Below are 15,600 nucleotides of genomic sequence, written 5' to 3' on the forward strand. Positions count from 1 at the left end.
AACGTCCGGAACGGAGTCAGCGCCGTTCCGGTTTGGCGCTGCGTCCCATCAGGTCCTTCAGTGCGACCAGGGTCGGCTTGCCGTGGTGGACGATGTCGACGACCGTGTCGGTGATCGGCATGTCCACCCCGTACCGGCGGGCCAGATCGGCCACCGACTGGCAGGACTTGACGCCCTCGGCGGTCTGCCGGGTGACCGCGATGGTCTCCTCCAGGGTCATGCCGCGGCCGAGGTTGGTGCCGAAGGTGTGGTTCCGGGAGAGCGGCGAGGAGCAGGTGGCGACCAGGTCGCCGAGGCCGGCGAGGCCGGAGAAGGTGAGCGGGTCGGCCCCCATCGCCAGGCCCAGACGGGTCGTTTCGGCCAGGCCCCGGGTGATGAGGGAGCCCTTGGTGTTGTCGCCGAGGCCCATCCCGTCGGCGATGCCCACGGCGAGGCCGATGACGTTCTTGACGGCGCCTCCGAGCTCGCAGCCGACGACGTCGGTGTTGGTGTAGGGCCGGAAGTACGGGGTGTGGCAGGCCGTCTGGAGGCGCCGGGCCACCGCCTCGTCGGCGCAGGCGACGACGGCGGCGGCGGGCTGGCGGGCCGCGATCTCGCGGGCCAGGTTGGGGCCGGTGACGACGGCGATCCGCTCGGCGGGGACCTTGGCCACCTCTTCGACGACCTCGCTCATCCGCTTGGCGCTGCCGAGTTCGATGCCCTTCATGAGGGAGACGAGCACGGTGTCGGGGGCCAGCAGCGGGGCCCACGCGGCGAGGTTGCCGCGCAGGGTCTGGGAGGGCACGGCGAGGACGGTGAAGTCGGCGCCGTCGGCGGCCTCGGCCGGGTCGGTGGTGGCGCGGAGGTTCTCCGGCAGCTCGACGCCCGGGAGGTAGTCCGGGTTGGCGCGGTCGTGGTTGACGGCGTCGGCGAGCTCGCGGCGGCGGCCCCACAGGGTCACCTCGCAGCCGGCGTCGGCGAGCACCATGCCGAAGGCCGTACCCCAGGAGCCGGTTCCGTAGACGGCTGCCTTCACGGGACGTGTCACTTCTTGCCCTCCCCTGCGGCCTTGCGCCGCTGCTGTGCCCTTGCCTGGCGGTGGTCGTACGGCCGTGCGGGCGCGCGTTCGCCCCGCACCTCCTCCAGGAGGGTGGTGATGGCAGCCATGATGACCTCGGTGGCCTCCTTGAGGACGTCCGGGGTCGGTTCCCTGTCGTAGTACGCGGACAGGTCCACGGGCGGACCGGCGAGCACCTGGAGCGTCTTGCGCGGGAACAGCCGGACCTTGTTCTCCTTCGCGTACGGCGGCATCGCGAGGTTCGCGCCCCACTGGGCCACGGGGATGACGGGGGCCCGGGTGATCAGCGCCACGCGGGCGGCGCCGGTCTTGCCGGCCATCGGCCACATGTCGGGATCGCGGGTGAGGGTGCCCTCGGGGTAAAAGGCCACGCATTCGCCGCGCTCGATCGCGGCCACGGCCGCCCGGAATGCGTCCAGGGCGTTGGTGCTCTCGCGGTAGACGGGGATCTGCCCGGAACCGCGCAGGATCGCTCCGACAATGGGGACCTTGAAGAGGGCCGCCTTGGCGAGCAATCGGGGTACGCGTCCGGTGTTGTACTGGAAGTGCGCGTAGGAGAGCGGGTCCAGATACGAGTTGTGATTGACGGCGGTGATAAAACCGCCCTCGGCCGGAATGTGCTCCATTCCCCGCCAGTCCCGCTTGAAGAACACTGTCAGCGGCGGTTTCGCGATGACCGCAGCCAGGCGGTACCAGAAGCCGATTCTGCGGCGGGACACTCGGACACCTTCCTCTAGGACCGGTGCGCGGCTGGGGCACCTCGTCGGCCGGACAAGTGTGGCCCCGGGCCCGGTCTCTGTCGAGAACACCGTACGCCCCGCCCGCACTGCCGGTCCCCCGGGCCGCCCGGGCGGAGGCGACAATGGGCCGACACATGACCCGGCCATGACCCGACCATGGTCCGGGCCGTACCCGAGCGCACCGAGGGAAGGGGCCGGCCACGAACGCCGTCTGGAGTCTGGTGGTCCCGCTCAAGCCCCTGGCGGTGGCCAAGAGCCGCCTCGCGGCGGCCGTGGGCGCGTCCCGCCCGGGGCTGGCGCTGGCCTTCGCCCAGGACACCGTCGCAGGGGCGCTGGCCTGCACCGCAGTCACGGATGTGGTGGTCGTCACGGACGACCGGACGGCCGCCGCGGAACTGACCCGGCTCGGGGCGCGCATCGTGCCGGACGCCCCCGGCGCGGGGCTCGACGCGGCGCTGGACCACGGGGCGCGCGCGGTGCGCGCGGCCCGGCCCCGCGCGGCGGTGGCCGCGCTGAACGCGGACCTGCCGGCCCTGCGGCCTTCCGAATTGCTACGGGTGCTCGATAACGCGGCGGCATTTCCCCGGGCATTTCTGGCGGATGCCGCAGGAATCGGGACGACCCTGCTTTCCGCTGCTCCGGGCGTGGAATTGGGCCCCGCGTTCGGCGGCCGTTCCCGGGCCCGGCATTCGGCGTCGGGTGCGGTGGAAATCGCCCTGGCGGGGGTGGACAGCGTGCGCCGGGACGTGGACACGGCGGCGGACCTGCGCACGGCCCTGATCCTCGGTGTCGGGCGCCACACGGCCCGATACAGTGCCCGTATGCAGGCGACCGCGTACACGTACGACTCCGAGACCCGCAGCGGCAGCGTGCTGCTGGACGACGGCACCCCGGTGCCCTTCGAGGCCCCGGCCTTCGACGCGGGCGGCCTGCGGCTGCTGCGGCCCGGGCAGCGGGTGCGGATCGAGACGGACGGCGAGGGCACGGGCCTGCGGATCACCCTGGTGACCCTGCAGACCTTCTGACCTGCGCGTACGCCCCTTCCCGGGGTTCCTTGGACAGCACCGCGGGCCGGCTTCCCCCCGCAGGGGAAGCCGGCCCGGCGCGTGTGACTCGTGCCCCTACTTCTTGCGGGCGGTGGTCTTCTTCGCGGTGGCCTTGCGCGTCGCCGTCTTCTTGGCGGGCGCCTTCGTCGCCGGGGTCGCCTTCTTGGCGGCCGGGGCGGTCTTCTTCGCGGTGGCGGTGGTCTTCTTCGCCGCCGGGGTCGCCTTCTTGGCCGCGGGCGTGGCCTTCTTCGCCGTGGCGGTGGCCTTCTTCGCGGTGGCCGTGCTCTTGACGGCCGCCTTCTTGGCGGTGGCGGAGGCCTTCTTGGCCGTGGTCTTCTTCGCGGTGGCCGTGCTCTTCACGGCCGCCTTCTTGGCGGTGGTGGCCTTCTTCGCGGCGGCCTTCTTGACCGTCGCGGAGGCACCGCCGGTGAGGCTGCCCTTGGGCGCCTTCTTCACCGACACCTCGCCGCCCTTGGGCAGCTTCTTGGTGCCCGCGACCAGGTCCTTGAAGCCCTGGCCCGCACGGAAGCGGGGCACCGAGGTCTTCTTGACCCGGACGCGCTCTCCGGTCTGCGGGTTGCGGGCGTAACGGGCCGGACGGTCGACCTTCTCGAACGAGCCGAAGCCCGTGACCGAGACCCGGTCGCCCGCGACGGTAGCGCGGACGATGGCGTCCAGTACCGCGTCGACAGCGTCCGCGGCCTGCTGACGGCCGCCCAGCTTGTCGGCAATCGCTTCTACGAGCTGCGCCTTGTTCAACGTCTTCCCCTTCGGAGACTTCGCCAGAACGAATGTGTTCAAGCTTATTTCGCACGTTAGGCGGATATATACCGCAAATCAAACACGAAACGGGCTAATCACCCTAGTGCCGCAACGCTGTAGGCCGTTACGGAGTTCCTTCGCATCAGTCGCCTTCAGGGAATCGACCCTCGTCGAGGTCCTTCATCAACCTGTCCAGGCGCCTTGCCGCATCGGCGAGATCGTGCTTCGCCGCGGCCGTGACGACCAACAGCTTCCGGGACAGCGCCATCCTTACGCCCTCCGGGACTTGCAGTGAGCGCACCCTTGTGTGTGCTTCTTTCAGCCGGTCCGCGACGAGCCCGTAGAGCTCAAGTTGACTGTCGCGTTCCATGCACAGATTGTGCCATCTGGGGCGAGTTGTCGCCTCATGGGGCCTCAACACACAGCTGTGCCCCCCACCGGAAGGTGGGGGGCACAGTGTCCTCTATGGGGTCGCCCTATGGCGAATAAGCGCTGATCAGGCTGGAATCAGACCCGAATCGTGCGGGGCTTGAAGACGGGCCGGGTGCTTTCGTAGGTCGCGATGTCCGCTTCGTTCTGAAGGGTGAGGGAGATGTCGTCCAGCCCCTCCAGGAGCCTCCAGCGCGCGTTGTCGTCCAGCTCGAACTCCGCGACGACGCCCTCGGCTCGCACCTGGCGGTCGACCAGGTCGACGGTGATCTCGGCGGTCGGGTCGGCCTCGGTCAGCTTCCACAGCCGCTCGACCGTCTCCTGCGGGAGCACCACGGTCAGCAGACCGTTCTTCAGCGAGTTGCCGCGGAAGATGTCGGCGAAGCGGGAGGAGATGACCGTCTTGAAGCCGAAGTTCTGCAGGGCCCAGACGGCGTGCTCGCGCGAGGAGCCGGTGCCGAAGTCGGGTCCGGCCACGAGCACCGTGGCGCCCGCGCGCTCCGGGCGGTTCGTGACGAACTCCGGGTCCTTGCGCCAGGCCTCGAAGAGCCCGTCCTCGAACCCGTCACGGGTGATCTTCTTGAGCCAGTGGGCCGGGATGATCTGGTCGGTGTCGACGTTGCTGCGGCGCAGCGGCACGGCCCGGCCGGTGTGGGTGGTGAAGGCTTCCATGGTTCAGACTCCGGAGGGGGCGGGATCGGCCGAGTTGGCGGTCAGGTCGGCGGGAGAGGCCAGATGGCCCAGTACAGCGGTGGCGGCGGCCACCTGCGGGGAGACCAGATGGGTGCGTCCGCCCTTGCCCTGCCGGCCCTCGAAGTTGCGGTTGGAGGTGGACGCGGAGCGCTCGCCGGGAGCGAGTTGGTCGGGGTTCATGCCCAGGCACATGGAGCAGCCCGCGTGCCGCCATTCGGCGCCGGCCTCCTTGAAGACCTTGTCCAGGCCCTCTTCCACGGCCTGGAGGGCGACCCGAACCGAGCCGGGGACGACCAGCATCCGTACGCCGTCGGCGACTTTGCGGCCGTCGATGATGCCGGCCACGGCGCGCAGGTCCTCGATGCGGCCGTTGGTGCAGGAACCTACGAAGACGGTGTCGACGGTGATGTCGCGCAGCGGCTGTCCGGCGGTCAACCCCATGTACTCCAGGGCCTTTTCGGCGGCCAGGCGCTCCGAAGCGTCCTCGTACGAAGCGGGATCGGGGACGTTGGCCGACAGCGGCAGGCCCTGGCCCGGGTTGGTGCCCCAGGTGACGAACGGGGAGAGCGTGGTGCCGTCGATGACGACCTCGGCGTCGAAGACCGCGTCGTCGTCGGTGCGCAGCGTCTTCCAGTACGCGACGGCCGCGTCCCAGTCCTCGCCGGTGGGGGCGTGGTCGCGGCCCCGCAGGTAGTCGAAGGTCGTCTCGTCGGGGGCGATCATGCCCGCGCGGGCGCCGGCCTCGATGGACATGTTGCAGATGGTCATGCGGGCTTCCATCGAGAGCTTCTCGACGGCCTCGCCGCGGTACTCCAGGATGTAGCCCTGGCCGCCGCCGGTGCCGATCCGGGCGATGATGGCCAGGATCAGGTCCTTGGCGGTCACGCCGTCGGCCAGCGCGCCGGTGACGGTGATCGCCATCGTCTTGGGGCGGGCCAGGGGCAGGGTCTGGGTGGCCAGCACGTGCTCGACCTGGCTGGTGCCGATGCCGAAGGCCAGCGCGCCGAACGCGCCGTGCGTGGAGGTGTGCGAGTCGCCGCAGACCACGGTGGTGCCGGGCTGGGTCAGGCCCAGCTGCGGTCCCACGACGTGGACGACGCCCTGCTCGACGTCGCCGAGCGAGTGCAGGCGGACGCCGAACTCGGCGCAGTTCGCCCGCAGCGTCTCCAGCTGGGCCCGGGAGACCGGGTCGGCGATCGGCTTGTCGATGTCGAGGGTGGGGGTGTTGTGGTCCTCGGTCGCGATGGTGAGGTCGAGGCGCCGGACCGGGCGGCCCGCCTGGCGCAGGCCCTCGAAGGCCTGCGGGCTGGTCACCTCGTGCAGCAGGTGCAGATCGATGAAGAGGAGATCGGGCTCGCCCTCGGCGCGCCGGACGACATGGTCGTCCCAGACCTTCTCCGCGAGTGTCCTACCCATCGCTTTCCCTCCGGCCGGCCGGTTGCGCCGGCGCTTCATAGAGACCTGTTGCGCCTGATCGCCCGTACCCCACGTCCCGGACGACGGCTCGGACCCAGTGGTTCGTGGACCCGCACATACAGACTCGCTCGTTCTTGGAAAAATTGAACTTGCGTTTCACAGTGTGAGACGCGAATATCGTTTCATGGACAACTCTAGCGGCGTCGGCGTTCTCGACAAGGCAGCTCTGGTACTGAGCGCACTGGAGTCCGGTCCGGCCACCCTCGCCGGGCTGGTCGCGGCGACAGGGCTCGCACGACCCACGGCGCATCGCCTTGCCGTGGCTTTGGAACACCACCGGATGGTGGCGAGGGACATGCAGGGCCGGTTCATCCTCGGACCGCGGCTGGCGGAGCTCGCCGCCGCGGCCGGCGAGGACCGCCTGCTGGCCACGGCGGGACCGGTACTCACCCACCTGCGGGACGTGACGGGGGAGAGCGCGCAGCTCTACCGCCGTCAGGGAGACATGCGCATCTGCGTGGCGGCCGCCGAGCGGCTGTCCGGCCTGCGGGACACCGTGCCCGTGGGCTCGACCCTCCCGATGAAGGCCGGTTCGGCCGCGCAGATCCTGATGGCCTGGGAGGAGCCCGAGCGGCTCCACCGCGGGCTCCAAGGCGCGCGCTTCACGGCGACGGCGCTCTCCGGCGTACGGCGCCGCGGCTGGGCCCAGTCGATCGGCGAGCGGGAGCCCGGCGTGGCCTCCGTCTCGGCGCCGGTGCGCGGGCCCTCGAACCGCGTGGTGGCCTCGGTGTCGGTCTCCGGTCCGATCGAGCGGCTCACCCGCCACCCGGGCCGGATGCACGCCCAGGCCGTCATCGACGCGGCCGCCCGCCTCACCGAGGCCCTGCGCCGCACCGGCTGACCCTTCCCTCCGTCCAGCCTCCACTCCCCCGGGCCGGGGGCGCGTACGACGCCGCACACGTCCGAACACGCGCCTCCCGGCCCGCACTTGTACCCGCGGGCCCGCGCGCCGGCCGGCTCCGGCCCGCCCGCGCGGACATGACGAAGAGGCCCTCCGCGATGATCGCGGAGGGCCTCTTCGATGCGTACCCCCGACCGGATTCGAACCGGCGCTACCGCCTTGAGAGGGCGGCGTGCTAGGCCGCTACACAACGGGGGCTAGCTGGTGGTGCTGTGTGATGCGCTGGGCTACCAGGACTCGAACCTAGAATAAGGGAACCAGAAACCCTCGTGTTGCCAATTACACTATAGCCCAAAGTGGTCTAGACCAGACCAACAGTACCCCCGACCGGATTCGAACCGGCGCTACCGCCTTGAGAGGGCGGCGTGCTAGGCCGCTACACAACGGGGGCCCTAGCGATCCTGCATCAAGACGTCCGGGTGCGACCCTGGAGATCTCGCGGGAAGGATCTGTACCCCCGACCGGATTCGAACCGGCGCTACCGCCTTGAGAGGGCGGCGTGCTAGGCCGCTACACAACGGGGGCAAAGCACTGCGTTTACTGCTTGTACTGCGCTGGGGTACCAGGACTCGAACCTAGAATAAGGGAACCAGAAACCCTCGTGTTGCCAATTACACTATACCCCACCAAAAGTCAACCCCTTGTCGGGGTTTTCCTTCGGGTGGCGCCTCCGTCCGGCCTTTCGGCCCGCTCCGGCGGCGCAGAAAGAACATTACCGGATGCCCGACCGTGCTCCAAAACGGGTATCGCCTGCCAGCAGCGGCGGAAGCCGGTCGAGGCCCCCGATGCGGTGGACGCCGTCGGGACCCGGTCCGCGCAGGCCGTCGCGGTCCAGCCAGATCGCCAGCAGCCCGGCGTCCCGGGCGCCCCGGGCGTCGATCTCCGGCTGGTCCCCCACGTACGCCACCTCCCCCGGCGGCAGTCCGAGCGCCTCGCAGGCCGCGAGGAAGGCGGCTGCCTCGGGCTTGCTCACGCCGAGCTCCGCGGCGCAGACCAGCACGTCGAAGCGGTCGCGCAGGCCGAGGTGGCGCAGCTTGGGGTCCTGGTTGGCGACGGAGGAGTTGGAGAGGATCCCGTGTCGGTAGCCGGCGGCGAGGGCATCCAGTACGGGCACCACGTCGGGGAAGAGCGCCCAGGCGGCCTTGTAGTGCTCGACGTAGCGGTCGAACCAGGCGTCCGCCGCGCGGTCGCCCAGGGCGGGCGCGTCGAGGAAGTCGCGCACCCGGTCGCGGCGCTGGCCCTGGAACCCGACCTCGCCGGCGGCGAACCGGGCCCAGTGCCGCTCGGTGATCTCCCGCCACCGGGCCAGCGCCCCGGCGGGGGTCCCGAACCGTGTGCCCTCCCCCAGCGCCTCAAGCTGCCGCACGAGCCCGGTGGCGTCGGCGCCGGTGTAGTCGAAGAGGGTGTCGTCGATGTCCCACAACACGGCACGGATCGGCATGGGACCGAGCCTACGCCGGGGGGCGGGCCGCGGTGGGCGGGAGGGGGAAGTCCGCCGGGAGGCGGGCCCGGCCCGGTGCGCGGGTCCCGGCACGCCGCGGGGGGCGGGCGCCGGAGTGCGGCGCCCGCCCCCCGCGGGACGTGGGTACGAAGCGGGCGGGGCTAGGCGGCGAGCCTGCCCAGGGCCGCGTCGATGCGGGACAGCGAGCGCTCCTTGCCCAGGATCTCCAGGGACTCGAAGAGCGGGAGGCCGACCGTGCGGCCGGTGACCGCCACGCGGACCGGGGCCTGGGCCTTGCCGAGCTTGAGGCCGTGGGCCTCGCCGGCGGTCAGGACGGCCTGCTTGAGGGACTCGGGGTCCGACCAGTCGGCCGCGTCGAGGTTCGCACGGGCCGTGGTGAGCAGGGCCGCGGGCTCGCCCTTCATCGCCTTGTCCCAGGACGCCTGGTCCTCCACCGGCTCCTTGCGGAACAGGAAGTCGACGTTGGCGGTGATGTCCGACAGGACGGTGACCCGGGTCTGGGCGTACGGCGCGATGCGCTCCCAGGCGGCGGCGTCGAAGTCCTCGGGCTCCCAGTTGGCGTGCGGGGCGCGCAGCCAGGGGGTGCAGGCGTCCGCGAAGGCCTTCGGGTCCAGCAGGCGGATGTGGTCGGCGTTGATCGCCTCCGCCTTCTTGAGGTCGAAGCGCGCCGGGTTGGCGTTGACGTCCGGGATGTCGAACTTCGCCACCATCTCCTCGATCGAGAAGATGTCCTGGTCCTTGGAGAAGGACCAGCCGAGGAGCGAGAGGTAGTTCAGCAGGCCCTCGGGGAGGAAGCCGCGCTCGCGGTACAGGTTGAGCGAGGCTTCCGGGTCGCGCTTGGAGAGCTTCTTGTTGCCCTCGCCCATCACGTACGGCAGGTGGCCGAAGGCGGGCGTGGCCTTGGCGATGCCCAGCTCCGTCAGCGCCTTGTACAGGGCGATCTGGCGGGGGGTGGAGGAGAGCAGGTCCTCGCCGCGCAGGACGTGGGTGATCTCCATCAACGCGTCGTCGACCGGGTTGACCAGCGTGTAGAGCGGGGCGCCGTTGGCCCGGACGATGCCGAAGTCGGGCACGTTCTCCGGGCTGAAGGACAGCTCGCCGCGGACCAGGTCCGTGAAGGTGATCGTCTCGTCGGGCATCCGGAAGCGGACGATCGAGGTGCGGCCCTCGGCCTCGTACGCGGTCTTCTGCTCGGCGCTCAGGTCGCGGCAGTGGCCGTCGTAGCCGGAGGGGCGGCCGGCCGCGCGGGCGGCGTCGCGGCGCGCGTCGAGCTCCTCGGTGGTGCAGAAGCAGCGGTAGGCGTAGCCGGCGTCCTGGAGCTTCTTCGCCACGTCGGCGTAGATGTCCATGCGCTGGGACTGGCGGTAGGGCGCGTGCGGGCCGCCGATCTCCGGGCCCTCGTCCCAGGTGAAGCCGAGCCAGCGCAGCGAGTCGAGGAGCTGCTCGTAGGACTCCTCGGAGTCGCGGGCCGCGTCGGTGTCCTCGATCCGGAAGACGAACGTGCCGCCGTGGTGGCGGGCGAACGCCCAGTTGAAGAGGGCCGTGCGGACCAGGCCCACGTGGGGGTTGCCGGTCGGGGAGGGACAGAAACGTACGCGGGGGGAGTTCGCGTTAGCCACGCTTGATCACCTTGTTGGTGAGAGTGCCGATGCCTTCGATGGTGACGGCGACCTCGTCGCCGACGTTCAGGGGGCCGACTCCGGCCGGGGTCCCCGTGAGGATGACGTCGCCGGGGAGCAGCGTCATGGCCTCGCTGATGTGGACGATCAGGTCCTCGACCGGGCGGATCATGTCCCCGGTGCGGCCGAGCTGGCGCTGTTCGCCGTTGACGGTGCACTGGATGGCGAGGTCGCCCGGGTCGAGGTCGGTCTCGATCCAGGGGCCGAGGGGGCAGGAGCTGTCGAAGCCCTTGGCGCGGGCCCACTGCTTCTCGCGCTGCTGGATGTCGCGCGCGGTGACGTCGTTGGCGCAGGTGTAGCCGAGGATCACGTCCTTGACGCGCTCCCTGGGGACCTCGCGGCACATGCGGCCGATGACCACGGCCAGCTCGGCCTCGTAGTGGAGGTCCTGCGTGAAGGAGGGGTACGTGATCGGGTCGCCCGGGCCGACCACCGAGGTGGAGGGCTTGAAGAAGGTGACGGGCGGTTCGAGCCGGCCCTGCTCGTCGACGACGGCGTGTCCGAGCTCCGCCGCGTGCTCCGCGTAGTTGCGGCCGATGGCCACGACCTTGCTGGGCAGCACGGGCGGCAGCAGGCGGACCTTGCTCAGCGGGACCTTGGTCCCGGAGAGCTCGAAGTCCGCGAAGGGGATGCCCTTGATGATGTCGAGGACGAGCTCGCCCCCGGCGCCGGGGGCTGCGTCGCCCTCGACCGCGCCGAAGGCGACGTTGCCGTCGATCGAGAACCTGGCGATGCGCACGTGTTGCGTCTGCCCCTCTGTCTGTCCGCTGGCTGGAGTCTGCGGACTCCAGGCTAACGCGGCGGACAGGGGGTGCTTCGCGCTCCGCGCGCGCCGGCGCTACGGCGCGGGGGTGGTCTCCGGCGCGACCATCAGGATGGTGCGGCGCGGGTTCGCGGTCTGCGTCGGCAGCTCGACGGCGTGCTCCGGGAGGGCCGGGGCCGCCTGCAGCTCCTCTGCGTCCTTGAGGTGCGCGAGGGTGGTGCGGCGGGGGTTGGCAATGTTGCGGAACATCGTCGTCGTCTTCATCGGAGTTCGGGGTCCTCGGTTCGGTCTGGATGGTGGATGTCGCGTGCGCCGGCCCTCGGCGCCAACCCTTGAAGAGGCAAGGCTAAACATCTGAATCCCCCGTCTCGCGGGGAAGTAATGGCCATGGCCGTGTGAGTTTGCTCACCAGCGACCAGGCATTATGGGCATAACGGGCAGTCAATTACCTCCGGCGAAACGGACATTGCGCCACTGAATGCGCCATTCCGCTCCTGATCATCGCGACTGGGACACCTTGCCAGGCCCACTGTTTGGATGATGTAAGTCCGATTCGTCCGCAAAGCGGTCCCACATCGCGTAGCCCGTCTGTCACAAGCCGTCACCGACGGTCCGAGCGGGGGCGCGCACCTTGTTGGAGATCCTCCACTGTGCTGGAATTCGCGGGACCGCCGCGGGAATCAGCCGGCGCGCAGGTGGCGCGACCCAGCGCCGAGCGCGGTGGCAAGGAGAGGGAGACGCGCCGGTCACCGACGACCACCATGGGGCCGTACGTGCCCCACGACTCGACACCGTCCCGCCGGTCACCCGGCAGGACGCCTGGTCCAGAGGTTGCGACGCTAGTGCAGGGACGATTCAAGAGGGATGGCAGCGCTGCGGCGGAGCAGGAGCCGCGCGGCGGGACCGACCGCGGCTCCTCGCCCCAGCACGCCCAGAACCGCGGGCCGGGTGCCGAAGGCACGGGCCGGGACTCCTCCGCCGGCAAGGCGAAGGGCCGCGGCAAGCCCGGCAAGGCCAAGGCGGCCAAGGCCGGCGCGGTCGGCGCCGCCACGCCCGTCGAGCAGGACGCGGCGATACCGAAGGCCCCCAGTGGGCCCGGCTCCCGCCTCGCCATGCAGAACTGGCGCATCAGCACGCGCCTGGTGTCGCTGCTGACCCTGCCGGTCGTCGCCGCCACCACGCTCGGTGGCTTCCGCATCAACGACTCGATGAACGACATCGCGCAGCTGGAGCACATGCAGCTGCTGACGACGATGACCCGGCAGGCCACCAACCTGGCCGCCATGCTCCAGGAGGAGCGGGACATCTCGGCGGGTCCGCTCTCGCTCTCGAAGGGCGTCAGCAACAGCACCGTCGACGGTGCGCGCGCGACGACCAACACCGCGGCCGAGGCCTTCGCCGCCGCGACCGACAAGGTCGACAACGTCGAGAACTCCGACGAGACCCTCAAGTCGATCCGCAACAACGTGCTCCAGATCGGCCGTCAGCTCTCCGGCCTGGAGGACATCCGCAAGAAGGCCTACGTCAACGGGGCCCAGCAGACCGTCACCGAGTACAACGCACTGATCGTCTCCCTCCTCTCGCTCTCCCAGGACATGGCCCAGGCCACGTCCAGCCCCGAGATGATCAAGCGCACGCGCGCCCTGGCGGCCTTCTCGTCCGCCAAGGAGTACGCCTCCATCCAGCGCGCGATCATCGCCGCCTCGCTCCCCGACAGCTCGGAGACGCAGGGCAACCTGAAGGAGAACGACCGGCTGTACGGCCAGTCGGCGCTCAAGGGCGAGCAGCAGGCGAAGAAGACCTTCGAGCTCGTCTACCAGGGCCAGCCCGAAGAGCTCCTCGCCTCACTCGGCGACGGCAACACCGAGATCGGCAGCGCCGACCACTACGCGCGCCGCGTGCTGAGCACCGAGGGCCAGTTCCGCAACGAGAAGAACCGGTCCTGGATGGACTGGTACGACGCCGACGGCACCAAGCTCCAGGCCATGAAGGTCATCGAGCTGACACTGCTGGAGGACATGGAGCAGAAGGCCCGCGAGCTCAAGAACGAGTCCCAGCAGGACGCCATCCTCAACGGTGCGCTGATCCTCCTCGTCCTCGGCGTCTCCCTCGTCGGGGCCTTCGTCATGGCCCGGTCGATGATCCGCTCGCTGCGCCGCCTGCAGGACACCGCCACGCGCGTCGCCCAGGACCGCCTCCCCGAGCTCGTCAAGCAGCTCTCCGAGTCCGACCCGCAGGACGTCGACACGTCCGTGGAGTCGGTGGGCCTGCACACCCGCGACGAGATCGGCCAGGTGGCCGCGGCCTTCGACGACGTGCACCGCGAGGCCGTCCGCCTCGCCGCCGAGCAGGCCCTCCTGCGGGGCAACGTCAACGCGATGTTCACCAACCTCTCGCGCCGCTCCCAGGGTCTGATCCAGCGCCAGCTCTCGCTCATCTCCGAGCTGGAGTCGCGCGAGGCCGACCCCGACCAGCTCTCCTCGCTCTTCAAGCTCGACCACCTCGCGACCCGCATGCGCCGCAACGGCGAGAACCTCCTGGTCCTCGCGGGCGAGGAGCCCGGCCGCCGGTGGACCCGCCCGGTCCCGCTCGTCGACGTGCTCCGTGCCGCCGCGTCCGAGGTGGAGCAGTACGAGCGCATCGAGCTCGCGTCGGTGCCCGGCACCGACGTCGCCGGCCGCGTCGTCAACGACCTCGTGCACCTGCTGGCCGAGCTGCTGGAGAACGCCACCTCGTTCTCCTCCCCGCAGACCAAGGTCAAGGTCACCGGTCACGCGCTGCCCGACGGCCGCGTGCTCGTCGAGATCCACGACACCGGCATCGGACTCTCCCCCGAAGACCTCGCCGCGATCAACGAGCGGCTCGCCGCGCCGCCGACCGTGGACGTCTCGGTCTCCCGCCGCATGGGCCTGTTCGTGGTCGGCCGCCTGTCCCTGCGCCACGGCATCCGCATCCAGCTGCGCCCCTCCGACTCGGGCGGTACGACGGCCCTCGTCATGCTCCCGGTGGACGTCGCCCAGGGCGGCAAGAAGCCGGCCCCGATGCCCGGTCAGGGCGGGCCCGGCGGCGCCGGCCAGGTTCCCTCCGGTGCACCCCAGTCCTCCGTGGCCGGCGGCGGAGCACGTCCGCCCGTGGGCGCCGCGCCGCAGCGCGGCCAGGTCTCCGGGGCCGGCCAGCGCGCCGCCCTGCCGGGACGCGACGGTGCGGGCCAGCAGCGCCCGCAGGGTCCCGGCCAGGGCCAGGGCCAGGGTTCCGGCCAGGGCCAGCAGGGCGGCCGGCCGCAGTCCGGGCCGACCACCGCCGGGCAGGGCCAGGGCCTCTTCGGCGCCGGTGCCCCGCTGCCCACCCGCGGCCAGGCCGGTGCTCCGGCCGGCGGCTTCGGCGGCGGCGGCCTCTCCGGCGGCCCGCAGGCCCGGCCGGGGGCGGTCCCCCCGGGCGCCGCTCCCTCCGCCTTCCCGCAGGGCAACGGCTTCGAGCGGCCCCAGCAGCCGCAGCCCGCGCAGGCCCAGCCCGCGCAGCAGCCCCCGTCGCAGCAGCCCGCCGATCGGGCCGGGCGCGGTGGGCGGCCGCAGCTGCCGCCGCGCGGCGGCGCTCCCCGGCCGGAGCTCCCCGGCCCGCAGACCACCAGCTGGGGCGCCGACCAGGCGCGCGGCCACGACGAGGTGTCGGGCCCGGGTTCGACGGCGGAGTTCGCCCGTCCGGACTTCGACGCGCCGATGCCCCAGGGCGACGGCGCGGGCAGCGGCACGGGCCAGTTCGAGCGTCCGGACGTACGGGGTCCGGTGAACCCGTCCCCCACCGGCCAGTTCGAGCGCCCGCAGCTCGGCGCTCTCCCGGACCCGTCCGCCACGGGCCAGTTCGCCCGCCCGGGCTTCACGCCCCAGCGGCCGGGCGGCCCCGGGGTCGGTGGTTTCGGCCGTCGGCCCGAGCCCCCGCAGGAGCAGCAGCCGTACCAGCAGCCCCAGGCTCCGCAGCCCGGCGGCGACTTCGCGCCCCTGGCGCCCCAGCGCCCGCAGACCCACGGCCTGCCGCAGGGGCACCGGCCGGAGGCGCTGCCTCCGGCGCAGGGGTCCGGCGAGGGCCGCAGCCCGATCTTCGACACGCTGGAGTCGAACTGGTTCCGCGAGGAGGGGCAGCAGCCCGCCTCGGGACCGGCCGTCCCCCAGCAGCCGCAGCACTCCGCCCCGGCGGCCCCCGCGCCGCAGCAGCACCTGCCGCAGCGCGGTCAGGAGCACGCGGCCGAGCCGGCCGCCGCGGTCAGCGGCGCCGTGCCGACGGTCAGCTGGCGCTCCTCTCCGAACGACGAGCTGATGCGCCAGGCCGAACGCGTGCGCCAGCCCGCCGCCGGCGGCATCACGACCTCGGGGCTGCCCCGCCGGGTCCCGCGGGCGAACCTCGTGGCCGGCACCGCGCAGCAGCAGGCCGAGGCACAGGCGGGGCCGCAGGTCTCGCGGGCCCCGGACGACGTGCGCGGCCGTCTGACCAACCTCCGACGCGGTATCCAGCAGGGCCGTCAGGCCGGCAACAGTGGTCCGGCAACCGGCAGTTACCACATCGACCCCACTTACCAGCAGGAGCGATAGTTGAGTTCG

12 protein-coding genes, 5 tRNA genes and 1 pseudogene are annotated in these 15,600 nt (G+C 71.4%); 3 read left to right on the forward strand and 15 right to left on the reverse strand.

The window, feature by feature from the left end:
* Positions 1-16 precede the first annotated feature (16 nt).
* Both CP968_RS09885 and CP968_RS09890 read right to left on the reverse strand, forming a co-directional pair.
* Complete coding sequence (locus tag CP968_RS09885; RefSeq protein ID WP_150517655.1) at positions 17-1,027, reverse strand: NAD(P)H-dependent glycerol-3-phosphate dehydrogenase; 1,011 nt, start codon at positions 1,025-1,027, stop codon at positions 17-19.
* Positions 1,024-1,776 carry a lysophospholipid acyltransferase family protein gene (locus tag CP968_RS09890; protein WP_150517656.1) on the reverse strand — a complete coding sequence of 251 codons (753 nt, stop codon included), beginning with the start codon at positions 1,774-1,776 and terminating at the stop codon, positions 1,024-1,026. Before CP968_RS09890 ends, CP968_RS09885 begins: the two co-directional genes overlap by 4 nt.
* Before the next feature lie 239 nt (positions 1,777-2,015).
* Here CP968_RS09890 and cofC point away from each other — a divergent pair.
* Positions 2,016-2,615 (forward strand): annotated as a pseudogene (cofC, locus tag CP968_RS09895) (2-phospho-L-lactate guanylyltransferase); the annotation flags it as partial.
* Between the two features lie 303 nt (positions 2,616-2,918).
* Here the strand turns inward: cofC and CP968_RS09900 are convergent.
* The 4 genes from CP968_RS09900 to leuC form a co-directional block, all read right to left on the reverse strand.
* Complete coding sequence (locus CP968_RS09900) at positions 2,919-3,602, reverse strand: HU family DNA-binding protein (protein ID WP_150517658.1); 684 nt, start codon at positions 3,600-3,602, stop codon at positions 2,919-2,921.
* A 145-nt stretch (positions 3,603-3,747) separates the two neighbouring features.
* A complete protein-coding gene (locus CP968_RS09905) occupies positions 3,748-3,975 on the reverse strand; it encodes an SCO5555 family protein (protein WP_150517659.1) in 228 nt (75 codons plus the stop codon).
* Positions 3,976-4,112: 137 nt separating this feature from the next.
* A complete protein-coding gene (leuD, locus tag CP968_RS09910; protein WP_150517660.1) occupies positions 4,113-4,706 on the reverse strand; it encodes a 3-isopropylmalate dehydratase small subunit in 594 nt (197 codons plus the stop codon).
* A 3-nt stretch (positions 4,707-4,709) separates the two neighbouring features.
* Positions 4,710-6,143, reverse strand: coding sequence for a 3-isopropylmalate dehydratase large subunit (gene leuC, locus CP968_RS09915; protein WP_150517661.1), 1,434 nt, complete (start codon positions 6,141-6,143; stop codon positions 4,710-4,712).
* A gap of 184 nt (positions 6,144-6,327) precedes the next feature.
* Between leuC and ndgR the strand changes: the two genes are divergently transcribed.
* Positions 6,328-7,044 carry an IclR family transcriptional regulator NdgR gene (ndgR, locus tag CP968_RS09920; RefSeq protein WP_150517662.1) on the forward strand — a complete coding sequence of 239 codons (717 nt, stop codon included), beginning with the start codon at positions 6,328-6,330 and terminating at the stop codon, positions 7,042-7,044.
* A gap of 185 nt (positions 7,045-7,229) precedes the next feature.
* Here ndgR and CP968_RS09925 read toward each other — a convergent pair.
* From CP968_RS09925 to CP968_RS09965, 9 genes are all read right to left on the reverse strand, one after another.
* Positions 7,230-7,302, reverse strand: a tRNA-Glu gene (locus CP968_RS09925).
* A 24-nt stretch (positions 7,303-7,326) separates the two neighbouring features.
* Positions 7,327-7,398, reverse strand: a tRNA-Gln gene (locus CP968_RS09930).
* Positions 7,399-7,422: 24 nt separating this feature from the next.
* Positions 7,423-7,495 (reverse strand) — tRNA-Glu (locus tag CP968_RS09935).
* A 61-nt stretch (positions 7,496-7,556) separates the two neighbouring features.
* Positions 7,557-7,629, reverse strand: a tRNA-Glu gene (locus tag CP968_RS09940).
* Between the two features lie 29 nt (positions 7,630-7,658).
* Positions 7,659-7,730 (reverse strand) — tRNA-Gln (locus tag CP968_RS09945).
* An 86-nt stretch (positions 7,731-7,816) separates the two neighbouring features.
* The gene (locus CP968_RS09950) at positions 7,817-8,545 is read right to left on the reverse strand and encodes an HAD family hydrolase (protein ID WP_150517663.1); all 729 of its coding nucleotides are present in this window, start codon (positions 8,543-8,545) and stop codon (positions 7,817-7,819) included.
* Between the two features lie 161 nt (positions 8,546-8,706).
* Complete coding sequence (gltX, locus tag CP968_RS09955; protein WP_150517664.1) at positions 8,707-10,185, reverse strand: glutamate--tRNA ligase; 1,479 nt, start codon at positions 10,183-10,185, stop codon at positions 8,707-8,709.
* Positions 10,178-10,984 (reverse strand): fumarylacetoacetate hydrolase family protein, encoded by an 807-nt coding sequence (locus CP968_RS09960; RefSeq protein WP_150517665.1) that lies wholly within the window; start codon positions 10,982-10,984, stop codon positions 10,178-10,180. The genes gltX and CP968_RS09960 overlap by 8 nt, the downstream gene beginning before the upstream one ends.
* 99 nt (positions 10,985-11,083) lie before the next feature.
* Complete coding sequence (locus tag CP968_RS09965; protein WP_150517666.1) at positions 11,084-11,272, reverse strand: hypothetical protein; 189 nt, start codon at positions 11,270-11,272, stop codon at positions 11,084-11,086.
* A gap of 578 nt (positions 11,273-11,850) precedes the next feature.
* Here CP968_RS09965 and CP968_RS09970 point away from each other — a divergent pair.
* The gene (locus tag CP968_RS09970; protein ID WP_150517667.1) at positions 11,851-15,591 is read left to right on the forward strand and encodes a nitrate- and nitrite sensing domain-containing protein; all 3,741 of its coding nucleotides are present in this window, start codon (positions 11,851-11,853) and stop codon (positions 15,589-15,591) included.
* The last annotated feature ends 9 nt before the right edge of the window (positions 15,592-15,600 follow it).

The organism is Streptomyces subrutilus, from assembly GCF_008704535.1.
Classification (GTDB): Bacteria; Actinomycetota; Actinomycetes; order Streptomycetales; family Streptomycetaceae; genus Streptomyces; species Streptomyces subrutilus.

Excerpts from the sequence above, each read along its gene's own strand:
- leuC (WP_150517661.1), bottom strand. The coding sequence starts at position 6,143 with ATGGGTAGGACACTCGCGGAGAAGGTCTGGGACGACCATGTCGTCCGG.
- ndgR (WP_150517662.1), top strand. The coding sequence starts at position 6,328 with ATGGACAACTCTAGCGGCGTCGGCGTTCTCGACAAGGCAGCTCTGGTA.
- CP968_RS09905 (WP_150517659.1), bottom strand. The coding sequence starts at position 3,975 with ATGGAACGCGACAGTCAACTTGAGCTCTACGGGCTCGTCGCGGACCGG.
- leuD (WP_150517660.1), bottom strand. The coding sequence starts at position 4,706 with ATGGAAGCCTTCACCACCCACACCGGCCGGGCCGTGCCGCTGCGCCGC.
- CP968_RS09950 (WP_150517663.1), bottom strand. The coding sequence starts at position 8,545 with ATGCCGATCCGTGCCGTGTTGTGGGACATCGACGACACCCTCTTCGAC.
- CP968_RS09965 (WP_150517666.1), bottom strand. The coding sequence starts at position 11,272 with ATGAAGACGACGACGATGTTCCGCAACATTGCCAACCCCCGCCGCACC.